This is a genomic window from uncultured Nitrospira sp. (assembly GCA_902500695.1).
GTDB lineage: Bacteria > Nitrospirota > Nitrospiria > Nitrospirales > UBA8639 > Nitrospira_E.
In genome coordinates this window covers 1-18380 of sequence record CABVRQ010000018.1, presented here as the reverse complement: position 1 = coordinate 18380, position 18380 = coordinate 1, and the positions used below count along the sequence as shown (strand labels likewise).

Sequence of the window (18380 nt, the reverse complement as noted above, 5' to 3'; positions counted from 1 at the left end):
CGTCCCATTGGCATAGCCCTCGGTACAGTCGTTCCCGCAAGAGATGCCCCCGGGGGTACTGGTGACCAACCCACTGCCCGTCCCGGCTTTCGTGACCGTCAGCGTCTGTTGCACGGGAGTGACCGGGACGAGATTAAAGGTCACAGTCACAGTCTGGTTCTCATTCATCACCACCGTGCACTGATTGCCCGATGGTGAAGGACAACTGGGCCAATCAGCAAAGGTAGACTTGTCTGCACCTTGACCCGAATCAATTGCCGTAAGGACGACAGGGGAGGACGGTGGTGCGTCGTAAGTTATGGTAATTGTTTTGGAAGAGTTGTTGAAAACCGTAAACGGATCTGTCTCCGGAGGTCCCGGACTTCCTTTAACCATTCCTCCTGGACCTGAGCCCACAAAATTGATGGTAAGGTCAACAGCCTGAGCCATGGACGGAAAAACTCCACCTAGCATTACCAGGACAAAAACGATAGCCCCCAAAGGCAATACCTTCACGTGAGCTTTCCGCATTGTTCGTCCTTTCTCATTTTGTTTCATCAATATTCTCTGGAGTATCTTTCGCCAATTCATATTTTTGCGCTGTTCCGGTAAAAAATGATATGGCTATCCACCGTACATGGCAATTCTATAAATCTACAAGCCATCTTGATTCGGCTTAGGATAGCCATGACCCGGATTGGAAAATAATTGTTTGCGACTTGCTTGGAGCAAGCAGGTAGGCATGTCAGGAAAGGACGTTGGGGGCATGACACTATCCTGGTCCACTATTACTCAGCTTAATCATGAGGAAGGAAGTATGTCGCAGCTTACACCATTTTACATATTAATGGAACAGAAAAAGTTTGGCCTGAGAGAAATCGATGAGTACCCCATTCGTGGCATCCTAATGCACCTTTCGTTCCGATAATTTTGGAAACACTGCCTTCCTTCTATTTCCGGGACCACGCCATACCCAGGATAGCCATGCAGATAAATTAATCACTGTTAGAATGGTAGATCGGGAAGTAAAAGCAAATGACGGCGATGACCCTTCAAATGCTTCTCATTTCTACTTTCTTCATGTGACAAATATCGTACCCCCTGCGATGCCTCCTCGAATTTATCCTGAAAATTCTCACGCACAGGGGCTTTTCCCCGCACGTTCCACTCCGATCCCCGGCCTGGGCTGCTGAACCGCGGATTGACCCTCCGGTGACTTCTTTGGTATTTATCTGACCCTCCCAAAATCCTGTTTAATAGTCTTATCACCAAATGTCGAGCCGAGGGTCAGAATCGGAAGCCCTCAACGGAGTCCAAAATATGTCTGTAGGTGGTCGCTCTTCCAAGAGTCCCCGTGCTGTGAGGTTGGCTGGCAATGCTTCGCAAGTGCTGGGGGAAAATCCTAGGCAGTCCGCCCAGGTATTTTCTCCGTCGCAGATGGCCCGGATATGTTGAATCGCCGACAATTCCTCTTGGTGATGGGCGCTCTCGGCGCCTTGGCCGGACTCCCGCCGACGCGAACAAGAGCCGGGACGACCGGAATCCAATTCGGCACCGCCGAGCCTTTTACCTTCGATATACTGAAGCAGCACGCCAAAGCAATGGCTGCGTCACCTTATCAGGAACCTGTGGTCCGCCATGACGAAGTCTTGGAATCAATCGACTACGACGCCTTTCAAGAGATCGTATTCAAGCGCGAGCGTGGGCTGGGCGAAGACGGCAGCGCGAATTTTCCGGCCCAATTCTTTCATCTCGGCCGCTATTTCAAGGTGCCGGTAAAACTTCACGCTCTTGATGGTGGCCAGGCCCGAGAAATTCATTACCGTTCCGAGTACTTCACCTTCGGCGGAACCAGTCTCGGTAAGATCTTCCCGGACGATCTCGGCTTCTCCGGCTTTCGCCTCCAGGCTGGTCCGGGAGCAACCACCGATTGGATGGCGTTTCTCGGCGCCTCTTATTTCCGCAGCTCCGGAGAGCTTAATCAATATGGCCTCTCGGCAAGAGGTGTCGCGATCGACCCGGCCCTCCCCACCCCTGAGGAATTTCCGCGATTCACCGAATTCTGGTTGGAGCCAGGCGCCCCGGACAGCAAGGAGTTCGTGATCTATGCCCTGCTCGACGGTCCGAGCGTCACCGGCGCGTTCCGCATGGTCTGTATCAAAAACCAGCAGATCCTCATGGATATCGACGCCAATCTCTACCCGCGCCAGGACATCAAACGCCTGGGGATCGCGCCGCTGACCAGCATGTTCTGGTACGCCGAAAACAATCGCCATCAGATCAGGGACTGGCGACCAGAAATTCATGATAACGACGGCCTGACGATGTGGACCGGCGCAGGTGAGCGTATCTGGCGGCCACTCAACAATCCCTCATCGGTCATGACTAATAGCTTCGCCGATACCAACCCCAAGGGTTTTGGCCTGTTGCAGAGGGATCGCGCCTTCTACCACTACGAGGATGACGGGGTATTTTATGACCGGAGACCAAGCGTCTGGATCGAGCCGGCAGGTGAGTGGGGCGAAGGCGCCATCCAATTAATCGAAATTCCGACCGACGACGAAATCCATGACAATATTGTCATCTATTGGCTGCCGAAGGAACCGGTTAAGGCGGGCTCCGAGTGGCATTACGCCTATCGGCTTCATTGGGTAGCGAACGAGCCCTATCCGTCCGAAACGGCCGCACGGGTCAGCCATACCCGGTTGGGCAATGCCGGCATTCCCGGTCAGCCGCGCCCCAAAGGCGGTCGGAAGTTCGTGATCGACTTCGAGGGTGGGCCACTCAATGATGTCGCCAAGCTGGATAAGGTTAAACCGGTCGTCAGCACATCCAAGGGTCGAATCGACAACGAATACGCCCTGCAAGTGGTCGGCACCAAAAATTGGCGGGCAGCGTTTGATCTTTATGTCGAAGGCAAGGAGCCGGTCAATCTCCGCCTCTTCCTCAAGCTTGGTGATCGAACCCTGACCGAAACCTGGCTCTACCAATACCTGCCCTTTACCTATGACTAGGGGACATAATTCTTCTCATAAAGTCATGGTGCCCTAGACCTGCTTTCTACAAAAATGAGGCAGGCCAAATGATGACCCGCCTCAAAAACGATCCCATGTGTGCATCAAGTATGTATGGCTTTGAGTAAGCGAAGCACCACTACCGGAAGAGAACGTGTCATTCCGCCAAATCGTCTCTTTTAAAAGGGTATCCAGGGGAGATTTTGCAAAAAATACGAGGAAGTTTGCGGCATCAACAACATACCTAATAACGGGCTCATGTGGGTTGTGAAAAGAAATGGGGTGAGTGACGGGAATTGAACCCGCGACCTCCGGATCCACAATCCGGCGCTCTAACCAACTGAGCTACACCCACCATCACATGGAAGTTTCGAGCAGAAGAGGAGGGCAATCTTATCAGAGGGCCGTAAGTGTCGCAAGCCAAATACCGTTCGCGACCACCAACGATGATTGACCTATTTTTTCAAGATAAACTCTATATCCAAAGAGGCTAAGGCTTTTTGAATACCACCGCAATTTACGCGTGTTCATTTGACCACTTTCATGCAATTGTGATAAAAGCTCTATTCGGTTTTTTTCTGGAGGAAAATATGGCTAATCGACATCATTCAGCAATCAAAGCAGCTCGTCAAACTCTGAAGCGCCAGGAACGCAATCGGTCTATCCTGCGACGGGTGAGAACCTTTATCAAGAGGGTGAATGGAGCGGTCAAAGATAACAAGGGCGATGAGGCCAAAGCTTCTTTGCGGGAAGCCACCTCTGAACTGCATAAAGCCGTCACCAAAGGCACGCTTCATCGGAACACCGCCTCTCGTTGGGTTTCCCGCCTTGCCTCCCGCGTCAACGCTCTCTCAACTAAATAATACGGTTAAAATGGTAACGGAATCTCACACCTTGTGAGGTTTCGTGCGACCAGCTAAGACCTTGTTGCCGTGACCGGCACTTGTGGCCTGGCACAGTTGGATGACCAGGTCATCCAAGATAAGCTTCGGGCGTGATGCCCGCCCTCCTTTGAGAGCAGAATCAGCTTGAGCGAATAATTCCCATGCCCGACGGAGGTGTGGTTCCTTCCATCGCTGCACCTGTTGGACAAATTCGCGCGCACGAAACGGCGGAATGCCTGCTTGGCGTGCGGCCTGTCCGGCATCTTGCCCTTCTTGCATCAATGCGTGCGTTTTCCAGATCTTCCGCATCTGCCACAGAAAGGCACCCAACATACGTAAGGGTGCTTCGCCCGTTTCTAAATTCTTGGCCACGATATCCAATGCTCGTCCCTGATCGCCTCGTGCGACAGCTTCCGACCAATCAAACACCGAAATACCAGGCGGTTTTCCTCTGACCGTTTCCACATCCTGTGCCCTGACACGATGCCCCTCCGGCATAAAGGCCACCAATTTTTCTAATTCACCGGCAGTTCCATACAACCCTTCCGCTACCTGATCCTTCAATATCTCGAGGGCACTGTCCTCCAACTGCAAGCCTAACTCCCGCGCTCGCTGCGTAACCCACCCTGCTCGCTGTCCCTCAAATACCGGAGCGCATTCCACCACCGTCGCCCGTTTTTTCAGGTCTTGAACCCACTTCGTCCGCCCGTCCAATTTCGCGGCAGTGATGACCAGCGTGGTCGTTTCATTGGGAGCCTGAAAATATGGCATGAGGGCTTCACCATCCCGGGCAGATAGCTTATCTGCCCATTTAATGATGAGCAGTCGCCTCAGCGAAAAAAATGAGGCTTCTTCAGAAAGGGCTAATATTTCGGACGCGTCGGTTTCATCACCATAGACGACATCGACATGAAACATCTGGGAGGGATCATTGGTCGCTGAATTGTTCGTTGACTCTGAACCATCATTTTCCTGGCCTGCCACACGAAGAATACTCAAGGCCTGATCGCGAAAATAGGGCTCTTCCCCAATCACCAAATACAGAGGGGATAACCCTTCCCGGCTGATCTGACTCTGAAGTTCATGAACTTTCATGGTGAATGCGCCAAAAGTAGGAGACAATCCTGCCAAACAATTCAGCTAATCAAGGCACCTGGGAGTCTGGAGGAAAGAGATCCTCCTGAGGCGCTGAGATCTCTGGGGATTCCTCACCACTGGATGCGGGATCCTGGACAGCTTCCTTTCCATTCCTGTCAAAAACCCCCTGATCCTTGGCCCCCAAAAATTGATCCGCTAAATCGGCAGCCACCTGTTGCCCCGCTTGTTCAACCGCCCGGTCCTGCAAAACCCGGTTAAATTGTAATCCGGTCTCGGAATCCGACGTTGATGCAGCCCCCACAAAAAATTCTGCTGTACTGGTTCCGGTTTGGGACCATCGGATTTTTCCGGTTTTCCGATCCTTCACCTTCACCAACACACTCACCATAACCCGGCTTTCTTGTGTCTGCGTGCGGGTAAAAGCCAACGAAGGAAGCGATATCGATAGGATCGCGCCTTCCAAAATAAAATCGGCGGAGGCACCATCCACAAATTCAGCGCTTCCGATCGATTGCAACGCCTGACGAAGATATCTGGTGTATTTGAATTCCAGGTTTGGTTCAAAGCTGTTATTTTTCAGCACAGGAAAGACCAGACGAACCGGTGGTCCTTGCGTAACATGGCCGGCACTCCCCCCGACCACCGGACCCGGCCCCTCAACCGTGAATTGGTACCCACATCCCGCACCCAGACACAGGAGCAGGACTCCCCATCCGCTAAGCAGGCATCTGACCGAACAAGGGAGCCAACCCAGGTGGCTTACGTTAGATGACAAAATTCACCAGCTTCTGTTCCACGTAAATAATTTTGCGGGCGACCTTGCCTTGCAACCATTCCACCAATTTGGGATCCGCCTGAGCCCCTGCAATGATTTGCTCCTTTGTCGATCCGGCTGGAACCACGATCTTACTCCGGAGTTTTCCATTCACCTGTAGGGGAATCGTCCATTCGGCACTGGCCACTAGAATGGGATCAAATTTGGGCCAGGCCTGCCGGCTCATCCCTGGCCGCTTTCCCAGGATTTCCCACAACTCCTCCGTCACATGTGGAGCAAAGGGTGCGAGCAACATTACTAACGTTTCCACCGTTGTTCGCCACTCGGCTCGTTCGGCAGTGGTTAACGTCTCCCCCGGATATTCTTTCCAACACTTATACAACTCATTTACAAATTCCATAAGAGCCGCAATAGCCGTATTAAACTGAAAATCCCGCTCAAGATCTTCCGTGACCTTCTTAATCGTCTGATGCGTGGCCCGCTGCAGTTGAGGGAGAAGCACGGACTCGCCGGACCCAGGATTTGAAGCCGCCCCATTCATGACCGGAAGGAGATCCTGCACCAACCGCCAGACCCGGTTGAGAAACCGGTAGCACCCTTCCACTCCGGTATCGCTCCATTCCAAATCTTTTTCCGGTGGTGCGGCAAATAACGAAAACATTCTGGCCGTGTCCGCCCCATAGCGATCACACAAGTCCTCAGGCGAGGCAATATTCTTTTTCGATTTGGACATCTTCTCAGTGCGGCCTGTCACAATGTTCCGCCCACAGTGAATGCAGACTCGCCGCTCACCATCTTTTTTGATTTCGGTGGGAAGGATCCAACGATGCTCTTCACACCAGTAGGTTTCCTTGGTCACCATGCCTTGCGTGAGCAAATGAGTGAAGGGTTCATCAGCCGTCGTGAGACCCAGGTCCCGTAAGACTTTCGTAAAGAAACGCGCATACAGGAGATGCAACACGGCATGTTCGATTCCGCCGACATATTGGTCCACGGCCATCCAATGGTGCGCGGCTTGGGGATTCACCGCTTGCATGGTGTCTTTGGGCGAGCAGTAACGAAGGAAATACCAGGACGAATCCACAAAGGTATCCATGGTATCGGTTTCACGGCGTGCCGAGCCCCCACATGTGGGACACTTGGCTTGTGAAAAGGAAGGAGATTCCTTAAGCGGAGACCCCCCTTTCCCGGTGAACGGCACATCGTCAGGCAGCAGAACCGGCAAGTCGCCTTCGGGAACCGGGACAATGCCACAGCGATCACAATACAACATCGGAATGGGCGTCCCCCAATAGCGTTGCCTGGAGATGCCCCAATCTCGTAACCGGAAATTGATGGTTCGCTTGCCCCATCCCTGTGATTCCACATATTCGCCGATGGCCTGTTTGGCTTGCGACACGGACAAGCTGGAAAAATTCCCGGAGTTCACCAGGAGTCCGGCGGCAACCTGTTCCTCATAGGCCGCTTCCAGGGTTTCAGAGGCCAGGTTCCCTTCCGCGTCTTGAATCACCAACCGAACCGGGATGTGATAGGTTTTTGCGAATTCAAAATCTCGCTGGTCATGCGCGGGAACAGCCATAATCGCCCCCGTGCCATATTCATACAACACAAAATTTGCCACCCAAATCGGAATGCGTTCCTTAGTAAACGGATTGATGGCATAGGCGCCGGTAAACACCCCTTCTTTGTCCCGGTCGGCGGCCGTACGTGTCGCTTTATCCACGCGAGACACACGAGTCACAAACTCTCGCACCCCGGCGGCCTCAGGTCTCCCGGCTATCAATTGTTCGACCAGGGGGGATTCCGGAGCAAGGCTCATGAAGGTGGCGCCATGAATGGTATCCGGTCTCGTGGTAAACACCCGGATCGCTTGTAACCCGGCTACGGTCTCCGCTAAGGGAAAATCCAGTTCCACCCCTTCGCTCCGCCCAATCCAATGCCGCTGCATGGCCAGCACACGAGCCGGCCAGGTCGCTAACCACTCACAGCCATCCAATAATTCCTGAGCATATGACGTAATACGAAAGAACCACTGTTCCAATTCTTTTTGAATGACGACCGACTCGCATCGCCAGCACACTCCTCCGTCTTTTCCCTCTTGCGCCAACACCTGCTCATTCGCCAATACCGTTTCACAAGAAAGGCACCAATTCACTGCCGAGCGTTTTCGATACGCCAATCCACGCTCAACCATTTTCACAAAGATCCATTGATTCCAGCGGTAATACTCAGGCTGAGACGTATTCACCTCCCGATCCCAGTCATAGGACAAACCCATCCGCTGTAATTGTCTTTTCATATAGGCCACATTCTCTTGAGTCCAGACGTTGGGATGCACCCCTTTCTCAATCGCGGCATTTTCAGCCGGCAATCCGAAAGCATCCCACCCCATCGGGTGCAACACGTTATACCCACGCATCGTTTTATAGCGGGCCACGACATCCCCAATGGCATAGACGCGCACATGGCCCATATGAATACGGCCCGAGGGATAGGGAAACATCTCCAAGCAATAATATTTGGGCTTCTCCGAATCTTCCTGAACCTGAAAAGTCCCGGAGTGATCCCAATATGCCTGCCACTTTGCTTCAACAGTCTGATGATCGTAGGTATGCGCCATGCTTATGCCTTATAAAAGAAGATTCGGTGATCGCCTCGATTGATGCGCCACAAATAAACCCCTGCCTCCTGGTCACATTTGTTAAGGAATGTCAGTGTGGGTAAGAATTTTTCCTTGTAAAATTTGATAAAGAATTTCGGAAACTGAGAGGGTCATTGTCTCCAAATTTGACGTTGGGAAACGCTGATTTTTCAACAACATCCTGAGGAATCTAGCATAGAGAAACCCACCCCACAAGCAAATCGCATGGAGGCCATTCAGACCACAGGATGGTGGATAAATACAGAGGGAAAAGGGGAAAAACAGAAAGGCTAGAAGGACCGCTTGTTCGCCTTGCGCGACTTCACGGAAATGGGTGAGGGAGGACGAGCGGTTGATCCGGAAATGGCACCAACCACTTCCTGATGTTCACGCTGCAGTTGACGATGATGCTCAATGAGCGGATCAACGATTTCTCCACACATCAGACACCGCCAGCCAGGCATCCATATCTCGCCACTCGTGGCCATATCCACAAAGTGATCGATTATCATGGTTCCCTGACATCGAGGGCATTGCATCAGTCACATCTCCTCTTCATTGGTGATGTGTGTATCCATCGGTGGAGCCCTCACAGACCTTAAATCCCTCACTCAGGAGAAGAAACCTCGTATTCGTCGAAAAACGGACATCAGGACAATGCAAAATCATGAAAAATCCTGCTCTCATCCTATTCATCACAGCCATCCCATTTTTTCAAGGAAGCAGAAAGCCCTCTCGCTCCATATAATATTTCAACGAAGCATTTCAGAATCCGCCCGCACATGTTTCCGAAAAGGCCCAGATCACCTTTTTCGAGGATTGGTGGGCAACCGACAACCATAACCGACAGCAAGACAACAGTCTGGCGGATGATTAGGATCTCACCTTCGAAGATTTTGAGGAACGAAGCGGTTGAATGGGAATCATGGCGTCGCCACGCAGTTTGCGGTGGAAGGTGATCGCAAAGCGATGCGCTTCATCTCGAATGGTTTGGACCAGCCGTGTGGCGGGTGACTTGAGGGGCAGGATTATGGGAGTCTTGTGACCCGGCAGAAAAATCCGTTCGTCTTTTTCACCTTTCGCTTTGGCGAGGCCGCAGATGGAGACGTGCGAAAGACCAACTTCCGCCATCGCTTCCATGGCCGCGCCTAATTGTCCGGCTCCACCATCGATCACCACCAGGTCCGGTACCGGCAACGTTTTCCCTGGTTTGTTGGCCAACGATCCACCGTATCGGCGTCTGACCACCTCATGCATACTGGCGAAGTCGTTGGCGCCTTCTACCGTTTTAATGCGAAATCGCCGATAGTCTGACTTCTTCATTCTGCCCTGTTCCCAGACCACCATGGAGGCGACTGAATGGGTTCCCATGGTATTGGAAATATCAAAACATTCAATGCGACTTGGAATCTGTGGCAACCCTAAGAGTGCCTGAAGCTCTTCCACCGCCTCACTGGATTCCGTTTGCACCCGAAGATGTTCTTTGAGCGCCACCGCAGCATTTTCCTGTGCGAGCTGGAGCAATTCATATTTCGCTCCCCGTTCCGGAACCAGGACGCGAACGATTTCCTCTTTTTTCTCAGATAACCAGCGCTGGACTAATGCTTGATCCTCAAACCCCACAGGAAGCAAAATCTCTTTGGGGGGCACGACCGATTTGGCATAAAACTGTTCGAGCGTCGACCGCACCAGTTCTTCATCGGTAACACCATGAGCGTCGGACCAGAAGAAATCCCGACGGCCGATTAACAAACCGCCTCGCACAAAAAGGATCTGCACATCCACTGCCCCACCAAGTCTAGCCAAACCCATAATATCCTGCTCCCGTGCGCTGATTTGCGCCACCCGTTGTTTGGCCAACATCCGCTCGATGCTCCCTATCTGATCACGAAGACGCGCGGCTTCTTCATACGCTTCCCGCTCTGCCGCTTCCTGCATGCCTGACCGCAACGACTCAAGCAATTCGGTGTCTCGTCCCTCTAAAAACCAACGAACCTGTTTGACAATCTGATGATAGTCTTCCTTCGTCTGATTTCCCGTGCAAGGGGCCATACATCGCTTGATTTCAAATTCCAGGCATGCCCGCTCAGCGCTTCCATTTATGTCGATTTTGCAGGTGGCCAGAGGAAAAACCTTGCGAATCACTTTCAGAGTGTCGCGCATGGCCCCTGTAGGAACATACGGGCCAAAATATAACGCCTTGTCCTGTTTGACCCGGCGGACAATAGAGAGCCTCGGAAAATCGTCCTGAATCGGCAACCGGAGATAGGGATATTGTTTATCGTCCCGGAGGACCACATTAAACCGGGGACGATGACGCTTGATGAGATTGCTTTCTAACAGGAGAGCTTCGAATTCCGAGTGAGTGACCATGGTTTCCAAATCCGCGATCTGCGAATACAACACCCGGTTTTTAGGTGTCAGATCGGCCCCATGTTGGAAATACGATCGCACCCGGTCGGATAACACGGCGGCTTTTCCAATATAGATAATGTCGCCTCGTCCATCCTTAAAGAGATAGACCCCTGGTTGCTTGGGAAGATTATTCAATATTCCGCTCAAGCGACCCGGTTGGTCAGAGAGGACCTGCGGCGTAGGTGTGTGTGTGTTCATCATTTCTTGTCTAACCATCAGATAGTCAGACGATGGCGACTCCCGCAGGTCGTTCTATCAACTCAATTTCATAGCCATCCGGCGCATCGATAAAAATAAACCGGCTGCCGGATGAAGATTGGGTGGGGCCATCCGTGATCGGCACCCCTTTGACTTGGAGTTCCTGAATCGTCTGTTCCAAATCCTCCACCTCAAAGGCCAAATGCACAAGATCCTCCTGAACCCTGACCGTCCCGCTACTCGGAAAACTGCACAACTCAATCAGTTCCTCGCTATTTGGGACAGCCAAAAACGCCAGGTGCGACCCTCGCGGCGACACCTTTTGCTCCACGACTTCCAGTCCTAAAACGTTTCGATAAAAGCCCAGCGTCTGCTCCATGTCGCTCACCCGCATTCGCGTATGCAATAGTTTTTTCACCCGCATGCCGGTCTCCTTTGCAAAAGATTAACTGGTCTGACTTCGTGAGCAGAATCCCTCTGCATTTATGGCACTTCTCACAAAAAAAGAGCCGAAGTCCGCGAACACCGGTCTGGAGGCGTCACATTTCACTATTGTCACTCGTTGCTCCTCCCTGATCAAGATTGCTATTTTCTCCTGTTTTTCATAGACTTTCCCGGAATTTCTGATCGATTCCCGTTCTCAAGGAGGAGACGTGACGACATTGATCTGTTGCCGCCTGGTCTTTTTTTGCCTTATCTTTGGGCTATTCAATACCTTCATCATTCCTCAAACAGTACGAGCTGAAGCATTTCGTATCCTCGATCATGGCGCTTCGGCTACGGGCCAAGGCGCCGCCTTCAGCGCCCAAGCGGATGATCCATCAGCCCTCCACTACAATCCAGCGGGCATGACCCAATTGAAAGGCATACAATTTTATGCAGGAACTCTCCTAATTGGAGGCACGGTTCGATTCAAAAGCGACCTGGGACCAAACGTGAAGGGTGGGGTTGGTGGGACGATCGCCAACCCCCCACCCAGCACATTATTTCTCACGGCGAACCTTCCTGCCTTAGGCTTCGACAATCTCCCGAATTGGACCGTAGGAATTGGGGTGACCACCCCGTATGCTCTGAAAGTCGATTACCCCGATGATAGCCTGACTTCTCCCATACTCACGAGTGCGGCCCTTCCCCTTATCGATATCAAGCCCACTCTCGCCTACAAGCTCAATGACTATATCTCTGTTGGGGGCGGGCTGGATATTTATACGTTTGCCAGTTTTCTGGGAGAAGGTCAGGCAGAGATTCAACAGAATGCAGCACCAGGCAATGCGTTTGGTATACCCGCTGGAACAGGCCTTGAAGCCAATGGGAAGGATACCGCGCTAGGATTTAACGCCAGCGTCCTCTGGACACCCTTCCGCAATCAGGACGGTCATCCACTCGTCAATCTCGCATTTGTCTATCGAAACGGACCCAATTTGGACCTCAAAGGAGATTTTTTAGCCGGTGGAACCCGCCTCGCCGGTGCAGCCACGAACATTGAACTCCCCGATATTTACACGTGGGCCATCGCCGCATGGCCTATTCGGAACGCTCAACATGAGTGGAAGGTCGAAGTCGATCTCGACTATGCGGATTGGTCAGGGTTCAAAGACCTCAACCTGCAACTCTCTAATGGAGCTGCCATCCCAAATCCCCGCAACTACGGAGATGCCTGGGTCCTTATGGTGGGAACGGAATTCAAAGCCCTCTCCCCCTCTGCGCTCCCCCATTGGGATGTGGCCTTTCGAACGGGGTACGTCAGATCGGAAAGTCCTATTCCCAACCGGACATTCGAACCTGCAGTTCCAGATTCCGACTTCAATGCCTTTTCAGCCGGGATGGGCTTTCTCTGCCATGCTCCTGGGAAATTTTTGGGGATACTCCCCTGTGACATTTTTGGCGCAAAAGCCATCGGAATGGATTTAGCCTATCAAGCGTTGCTGTATGATGAACGGAACGTTCAAAATAACCAACAGCCTCTATTAAACGGTAAATGGGATACCACCCTCCACGTCGGAGCCTTGTCCCTGCGAATGAATTTTTAATGCGTCTTCCCTGAATTTTTTATTACCCCCCCCCTTCACCCTTTTCTCCAATTCCATTACAGTCCCTCTACCGGTTTACTTTCTCAATAAGGGACGTTCATGCCGCTTTTACCAAAATCCCATCGCATTGTGGAGCGTCCACTCATGGAGTTTCGTCCATTCGGGAAGGATACTCAGGGCGCAACCATTCAGGATGTGAGCGGAATCGCCATCCGTGCCAATCTGGAATATCTTGAAGAGGCCATAAAGCAACGCCAGGGACCCGGGGCCGCAGAAGCGGCGTTGGGCACTCTTGTCGGCTTACTGAACGAGCGAATTCCCGACCGGACCTATCATGTGACCGTCGATTTCCTCAAGAACCACTGGAACAGCTATTCCTATGAGTTTGCCATGTTTTTGGCCGAATTTTCTGTTCAGCTCTCACATGAGGAGAATTTCCACTTTAATCTGGGACGGGAAAAATTTCTCTCGCCCATTATTCAAATCCTCGGGCGGCCCTTTTCCATCGCCCAGATCTACCGGCTCTTCCCCCACTTTGTCGAAAAATTCACCAAAGGCTCGCTCAAGCCGGAGGTCGTATCGGTCACCAATGGTCATGCCGTGATGCGGCTACAATTGTCCGAGTCCACGATCAAACAGTTCGGACCGTATCTCCGGGGCTGTGCTGAACGGATATGCCACACCACAAAGGCGACGGTTGCAGAAGTCCCGGCTCGGATGTTTGGAAAACGGGCTGCCACCATCCAGGATCGGAGCTGTATCGCCGAGGGTGCCCCCTATTGCGAATGGGCCTTTACCTGGGACCCCGAGCGCCAGACCATGCGGGGATGGATTGTGGGAGGCCTCGCATTGGGACTGACCACGGTCGCGACCTTGAGAGTTTTTACTCCCGATCAGCCCTGGTGGGTTAGTGCCGGCCTCTCCCTGCTCCCCTTGCTCATCCTTCCCTTGGCAAAACGACTTTGGGATGACCGCCTCGAGCTTCAGGAGCGCGGGAAAATCATTCAGGAACAATTGGAGTCGGCTGAACAACGGCACGAAGAATTACGGGAAGCCTATCTCGCACAAGAACATACCTTGATCGAGATCCGACGACGAGTCGATGAATTGACCATGCTGCATCAACTCACCCTCCACATCGGCTCAACCCTGGACCGGGAAACCATTATTGGCTCAGGCCTCAAAGCCATTGTGGGCTCACTCTCCTTTGACCAGGCCTGGGCAGCCGTATGGGACGCACCGCATCAACTCTTTCACAAGATTCAATCAGAGGGCATGTCGGCACAGTGGAAGACATTCGTTCAAGACACTCACATTCCCTCAGCCCCACAGGACCTCCTTCACAGAACCCTCCACACGAAAGAACCCATCGTCATTGAGGACATCACGGATATTCTGAGTCAATGCCACCCCACCACTCGACAGATGTTAGCGGAAGCCGGGACGAAAAGCGGATTCTCGCTTCCCCTGATCAGTCAGAATCAACCACTTGGTGTGCTGATCGTCGGGAGTACCCACAGGAAACCCATCCCAATCGCTGAACAAAACTTATTGTCTACGGTCGCGCACGAAATGGCGATTGCCCTTGATACCGCGTTGGCCTATGACGAGATTGAAGCCTTGAATATCGGGTTGGAAACCAAAGTGCAGGAACGAACACTGGCATTACAACAGGCCAACACAGACTTGGAATCCGCCAATCACCGACTCAAGGAACTTGACCGGATGAAATCCCAATTCCTTTCGCATTGCTCCCATGAATTGCGCACACCCTTAACCTCGATTAAAGGATTCACGGAAAATCTGCTTCATGGAATGGTTGGACCCCTAGCCGAACGCCAACACCTTTACCTCACCCGAATCAGTGCGAACGCCAATCGACTCACCCGTATGATTGCCGACCTCCTCGACTTATCGCGCATTGAGGCAGGGACCGTCCGGTTAGCCCATGCATCGGTGTCACTGTCCGAACTCCTTGAGAATGTCACGCAGGAATTGCTGCCGCTCACCCAAACCAAGGCCCAACAACTGACGGTCGAACTCACAGAAGACTCGTTAACCGCCTGGGGCGACCAGGACCGCCTCCACCAAATCGTCACCAATCTCGTTCACAACGCCCACAAATTTTCGCCACAAGATGGACGCATCCTGGTGAGAGCCTCTCTCGCTCCTCCGGGTCACATCCTCCTCACGATCTCCGATACCGGCCCGGGTATTCCCCAGGAAGCTCAAGCCAGCCTCTTTCAGCCATTCTTCCAGGCTCACCGGATCCCGGAAATCGGCACGCAGGGCCTGGGGTTGGGACTCTCAATCGTGAAACAATTGGTGGAACTGCACGGTGGGACGATCTCTGTGGAAAGTCAGCCTGGAGAGGGTGCCACGTTTCACCTTCGTCTCCCAGCTATCTGCCCTTCACCGCTCTCACCCTCCACTCAAGCCATCCATAAACCTTCAATCTAAGAATGCGCTCAAGACTGCATACCTCTATACCATTCCCTCAGAACCCTTCCCTCCAATCGGCCTGTCACAGGTTGGCAGAAAATTGCTTCCAATCCCTCAGGATTTTTATCGTCCTACCGATAAACGTGGATAGTATTGCTTACGACATTATTGGAAGGGAGGTGGAATCATGAAAAAAGTTGCGAAAAAGAAACCGGCAAAAAAAGCCGCCGTGCGAATGAAAAAATCTCCGGCGAAGAAAAAGGCGTCACGATAACGCCCCCGGACATCACACTGTGTAGATCCGGGGAGTCGAATCTACTCCCCGGATTACACGCTCCCTTCTCCCAACCCCAAACTCGCTTCCTCATTCATCTCGACCTCCCGGACAATGTTCGCATTCGCACAAGTTGAGTTTGCCGCCAGGTTATGTGATAACTCCCGATCACTGTTTCTCATCTATTGCGAGAGCACCGGTTATGGACATTAATGCACAAACCCAACTTTGCGGCCTGTTAGGCAATCCTGTCGATCACTCCCTTTCTCCCGCTATTCACAATGCAGCCTTTCGTCAATTGGGATTAAATTTTGTCTATCTGGCCTTTCCCGTCCAGGATCTCGAAGGCGCCGTTCTGGGCATCAAGGCATTAGGCCATATCCGCGGACTCAGCGTGACCATTCCACATAAAGTCACCATTCTACCCTTCTTAGATTCCGTCGAAACGACCGCGAAACACATTGGCTCGGTGAATACCATCGTCAAAGACCGTGGCCTGTTAGTGGGCTCCAACACTGACGCATCCGGCGCCCTCCAAGCCCTACAACAGGGTGGAGTGGAACGATCAGGACAACGGGTCGTCATATTGGGATCCGGGGGAGCCGCCCGCGCCATTGCCTTCGGACTCTGCGTGGAAGGCAAGATTGAACAACTCACCCTCCTTGGTGTTGATGATCAGGAACGAACAACTTTGGCGAATGACCTCAAAGCCAAGACTCCCATCCTCTTGCATGACGCCTCCTTAACACCCGACACATTGCATTCCGCGCTGGGACAAGCCCAATTGCTCATTCATTGCACACCCATTGGCATGCACCCAAAGGTCAATGAAAGCTGTGTCCCCAAGCATCTGTTACACCGCGATCTGACGGTAATGGATATTGTCTACAACCCACTCAATACGCGTTTATTACAGGACGCGCAGGCGGCAGGATGCCGCACCATCCAAGGGATCAACATGTTCCTCTATCAGGCTGTCGGGCAATTTGAACTTTGGACTGGCAAATCCGCACCGACCGAGGTGATGCGTAACGTGCTCACCAGCCACTTCTCTTAAATGGAGGATCGGGTTCGGATCTTTTTCCCAGCCTCAACGAGAGTCTTTCCCAGGGAGAATTCAATAGGAGAAGGAGTGGCCGTGATGACATTATTGCAAAAATATGTCCACTGCCCGAAGGCCGGAACAAAAAGTTCCCTGGGGCCCTTTCCAGTATTCCCAACGGTTTTAAATAGAAATTACTCTCCGGTTCTGGCCCAACCTATCCGAACATGTTTTCCAACCAACACTTCAAAACAGGAGATGTATGAATATTGTCTTAATAGGATACAGAGGAACGGGAAAAAGCACTGTGGCAACAATTCTTGGACAACGTCTCGGACAAAAGGTCATCTCCACCGATGAGGTAATCGTCAAGGAGGCGAAGCAATCCATTCCACAGCTTATCGAGCAATTCGGGTGGGATCATTTCCGCAATCTTGAAACGGAGTTGTGCCAGAGGCTTAAGGGTCAGGAGAATCTGGTCATTGACACGGGCGGGGGCCTCATCCTTAAGGAAGAAAACGTCAGAATGCTTAAAGAGAATGGAAAGATTTTCTGGCTGACTGCCCAAGTTTCAACAATTGCCAGCCGGATTTCCGGCGATACCCAGCGGCCCTCTCTGTCAGGCACCAAAACCTTCGTAGAAGAAATCGAAGAAATTCTCGAGATTCGCAAACCGCATTACCAAGCGGCGGCCGATCATGTCATTCCAACCGACCAAATTTCCCCGGAACAAATTGCTGATGCCATTCTTTCCCACATTTCGATCTAGAACATTCACTCAGGTGACTGGACAGCAGGGATCAGTTATTGCCAAAGAAATGAGAGAGCGTAGGAGATTCCGCTGGGCTCACATCCTGTCCGCCTTTTCTCCCATGTCAGCCCTCGCCCCATTGGGGGAAGAGGAGACGCCAAAACAGTATAGGAGTGGGGAATAAAACAGTCTAATGCAGTTAACCAACTATGGTATCCATGTCGTTTTTGGAGATGCCGGGTTTCGCCCCGGCGAACGAGGTCCTTTTGTTTTGGCAAAAGGACCCAAAACCATGGTGGCCGTGGCGTGGCCCTTCGGGTGCCCTGCGTCGTTTGCCGACTTCGGCGGCGCGCAAACTCGCGGAGTCTACCCTGAGCCATGTCGAAGGGCTCAAACAATGCGCGCCTTCCTCCGAACCCGGCTGCACGACTTGGCCTCGCCACAAGGCCACGGGATTCCAATGATGCTCTGATCTTTTGGCACGATTCTCGGCATCACAAGAACCGCTCGTGCTATTTTGGAACGTGGAATGTAAAAACCCATTTCACCCTTCCCCCTTTGCCTCATCCGACGCCTGCTGACAGGCTCAAGGGACGGACGCTCTGGTGATTCAGCAGACCTTGTCTGAGCGCAGCGAGTTGGTCTGCTCTCCTAAGGCTCGCGTCTGTCCCATCTAATGAAGCCTGTCTGGGCGTCACTGGTTTTGGCCACTTTTGCCGAAACAAAAGTGGCTCGGCTGGCGGGACGAACCCCCGCACAAAAAGATATCAAGAAGGCGCCGGTTCCTTTTTTGGATACAAGTCAGTCTTGCCCAGGGAAGCAGACATGGGAGCCGCC

Annotated in this window: 13 protein-coding genes and 1 tRNA gene; 6 read left to right on the top strand and 8 right to left on the bottom strand. The window is 52.3% G+C overall.

Annotated elements, in window-relative coordinates; all coding sequences use genetic code 11:
- Positions 1 to 510 (bottom strand): hypothetical protein (locus AAH187_RS06720; protein ID WP_342347673.1); only part of this gene is annotated, 510 nt, incomplete at its 3' end.
- Between the two features lie 917 nt (positions 511 to 1427).
- Here AAH187_RS06720 and AAH187_RS06715 point away from each other — a divergent pair.
- A complete protein-coding gene (locus tag AAH187_RS06715) occupies positions 1428 to 2993 on the top strand; it encodes a glucan biosynthesis protein D (RefSeq protein ID WP_342347672.1) in 1566 nt (521 codons plus the stop codon).
- A gap of 278 nt (positions 2994 to 3271) precedes the next feature.
- Here AAH187_RS06715 and AAH187_RS06710 read toward each other — a convergent pair.
- Positions 3272 to 3348, bottom strand: a tRNA-His gene (locus AAH187_RS06710).
- Positions 3349 to 3583: 235 nt separating this feature from the next.
- On the opposite strand from AAH187_RS06710, the gene rpsT reads away from it, so the two are divergent.
- On the top strand, positions 3584 to 3856 hold the full coding sequence (gene rpsT / locus AAH187_RS06705) for a 30S ribosomal protein S20 (RefSeq protein ID WP_342347671.1): 273 nt from the start codon (positions 3584 to 3586) through the stop codon (positions 3854 to 3856).
- Positions 3857 to 3880: 24 nt separating this feature from the next.
- On the opposite strand, the gene holA is transcribed toward rpsT, so the two are convergent.
- From holA to AAH187_RS06675, 6 genes are all read right to left on the bottom strand, one after another.
- Entirely contained in the window at positions 3881 to 4972 is a 1092-nt protein-coding gene (holA, locus tag AAH187_RS06700) for a DNA polymerase III subunit delta (protein ID WP_342347670.1), read from the bottom strand.
- A gap of 49 nt (positions 4973 to 5021) precedes the next feature.
- Entirely contained in the window at positions 5022 to 5750 is a 729-nt protein-coding gene (locus AAH187_RS06695) for an LptE family protein (protein WP_342347669.1), read from the bottom strand.
- On the bottom strand, positions 5740 to 8370 hold the full coding sequence (leuS, locus tag AAH187_RS06690; RefSeq protein WP_342347668.1) for a leucine--tRNA ligase: 2631 nt from the start codon (positions 8368 to 8370) through the stop codon (positions 5740 to 5742). Before leuS ends, AAH187_RS06695 begins: the two co-directional genes overlap by 11 nt.
- A 311-nt stretch (positions 8371 to 8681) precedes the next feature.
- Positions 8682 to 8930 (bottom strand): hypothetical protein, encoded by a 249-nt coding sequence (locus AAH187_RS06685; protein ID WP_342347667.1) that lies wholly within the window; start codon positions 8928 to 8930, stop codon positions 8682 to 8684.
- A gap of 334 nt (positions 8931 to 9264) precedes the next feature.
- The gene (uvrC, locus tag AAH187_RS06680) at positions 9265 to 11007 is read right to left on the bottom strand and encodes an excinuclease ABC subunit UvrC (protein WP_342347666.1); all 1743 of its coding nucleotides are present in this window, start codon (positions 11005 to 11007) and stop codon (positions 9265 to 9267) included.
- A 22-nt stretch (positions 11008 to 11029) separates the two neighbouring features.
- Positions 11030 to 11428 carry a VOC family protein gene (locus AAH187_RS06675; protein WP_342347665.1) on the bottom strand — a complete coding sequence of 133 codons (399 nt, stop codon included), beginning with the start codon at positions 11426 to 11428 and terminating at the stop codon, positions 11030 to 11032.
- A gap of 229 nt (positions 11429 to 11657) precedes the next feature.
- Between AAH187_RS06675 and AAH187_RS06670 the strand changes: the two genes are divergently transcribed.
- The 4 genes from AAH187_RS06670 (at position 11658) to AAH187_RS06655 (ending at position 17561) form a co-directional block, all read left to right on the top strand.
- Positions 11658 to 13034, top strand: a complete 1377-nt coding sequence (locus AAH187_RS06670; protein ID WP_342347664.1) for an outer membrane protein transport protein — start codon at positions 11658 to 11660, stop codon at positions 13032 to 13034.
- A 99-nt stretch (positions 13035 to 13133) separates the two neighbouring features.
- On the top strand, positions 13134 to 15494 hold the full coding sequence (locus AAH187_RS06665; RefSeq protein WP_342347663.1) for a GAF domain-containing sensor histidine kinase: 2361 nt from the start codon (positions 13134 to 13136) through the stop codon (positions 15492 to 15494).
- A 458-nt stretch (positions 15495 to 15952) separates the two neighbouring features.
- Complete coding sequence (locus tag AAH187_RS06660) at positions 15953 to 16807, top strand: shikimate dehydrogenase (RefSeq protein ID WP_342347662.1); 855 nt, start codon at positions 15953 to 15955, stop codon at positions 16805 to 16807.
- Between the two features lie 247 nt (positions 16808 to 17054).
- Entirely contained in the window at positions 17055 to 17561 is a 507-nt protein-coding gene (locus AAH187_RS06655) for a shikimate kinase (protein WP_342347661.1), read from the top strand.
- The last annotated feature ends 819 nt before the right edge of the window (positions 17562 to 18380 follow it).

Bases quoted from the DNA above. Each gene is read 5' to 3' on its own strand.
- AAH187_RS06715 (WP_342347672.1), top strand. From the start codon at position 1,428: ATGTTGAATCGCCGACAATTCCTCTTGGTGATGGGCGCTCTCGGCGCC.
- rpsT (WP_342347671.1), top strand. From the start codon at position 3,584: ATGGCTAATCGACATCATTCAGCAATCAAAGCAGCTCGTCAAACTCTG.
- holA (WP_342347670.1), bottom strand. From the start codon at position 4,972: ATGAAAGTTCATGAACTTCAGAGTCAGATCAGCCGGGAAGGGTTATCC.
- leuS (WP_342347668.1), bottom strand. From the start codon at position 8,370: ATGGCGCATACCTACGATCATCAGACTGTTGAAGCAAAGTGGCAGGCA.
- AAH187_RS06685 (WP_342347667.1), bottom strand. From the start codon at position 8,930: ATGCAATGCCCTCGATGTCAGGGAACCATGATAATCGATCACTTTGTG.
- uvrC (WP_342347666.1), bottom strand. From the start codon at position 11,007: ATGATGAACACACACACACCTACGCCGCAGGTCCTCTCTGACCAACCG.
- AAH187_RS06675 (WP_342347665.1), bottom strand. From the start codon at position 11,428: ATGCGGGTGAAAAAACTATTGCATACGCGAATGCGGGTGAGCGACATG.
- AAH187_RS06665 (WP_342347663.1), top strand. From the start codon at position 13,134: ATGCCGCTTTTACCAAAATCCCATCGCATTGTGGAGCGTCCACTCATG.
- AAH187_RS06660 (WP_342347662.1), top strand. From the start codon at position 15,953: ATGGACATTAATGCACAAACCCAACTTTGCGGCCTGTTAGGCAATCCT.
- AAH187_RS06655 (WP_342347661.1), top strand. From the start codon at position 17,055: ATGAATATTGTCTTAATAGGATACAGAGGAACGGGAAAAAGCACTGTG.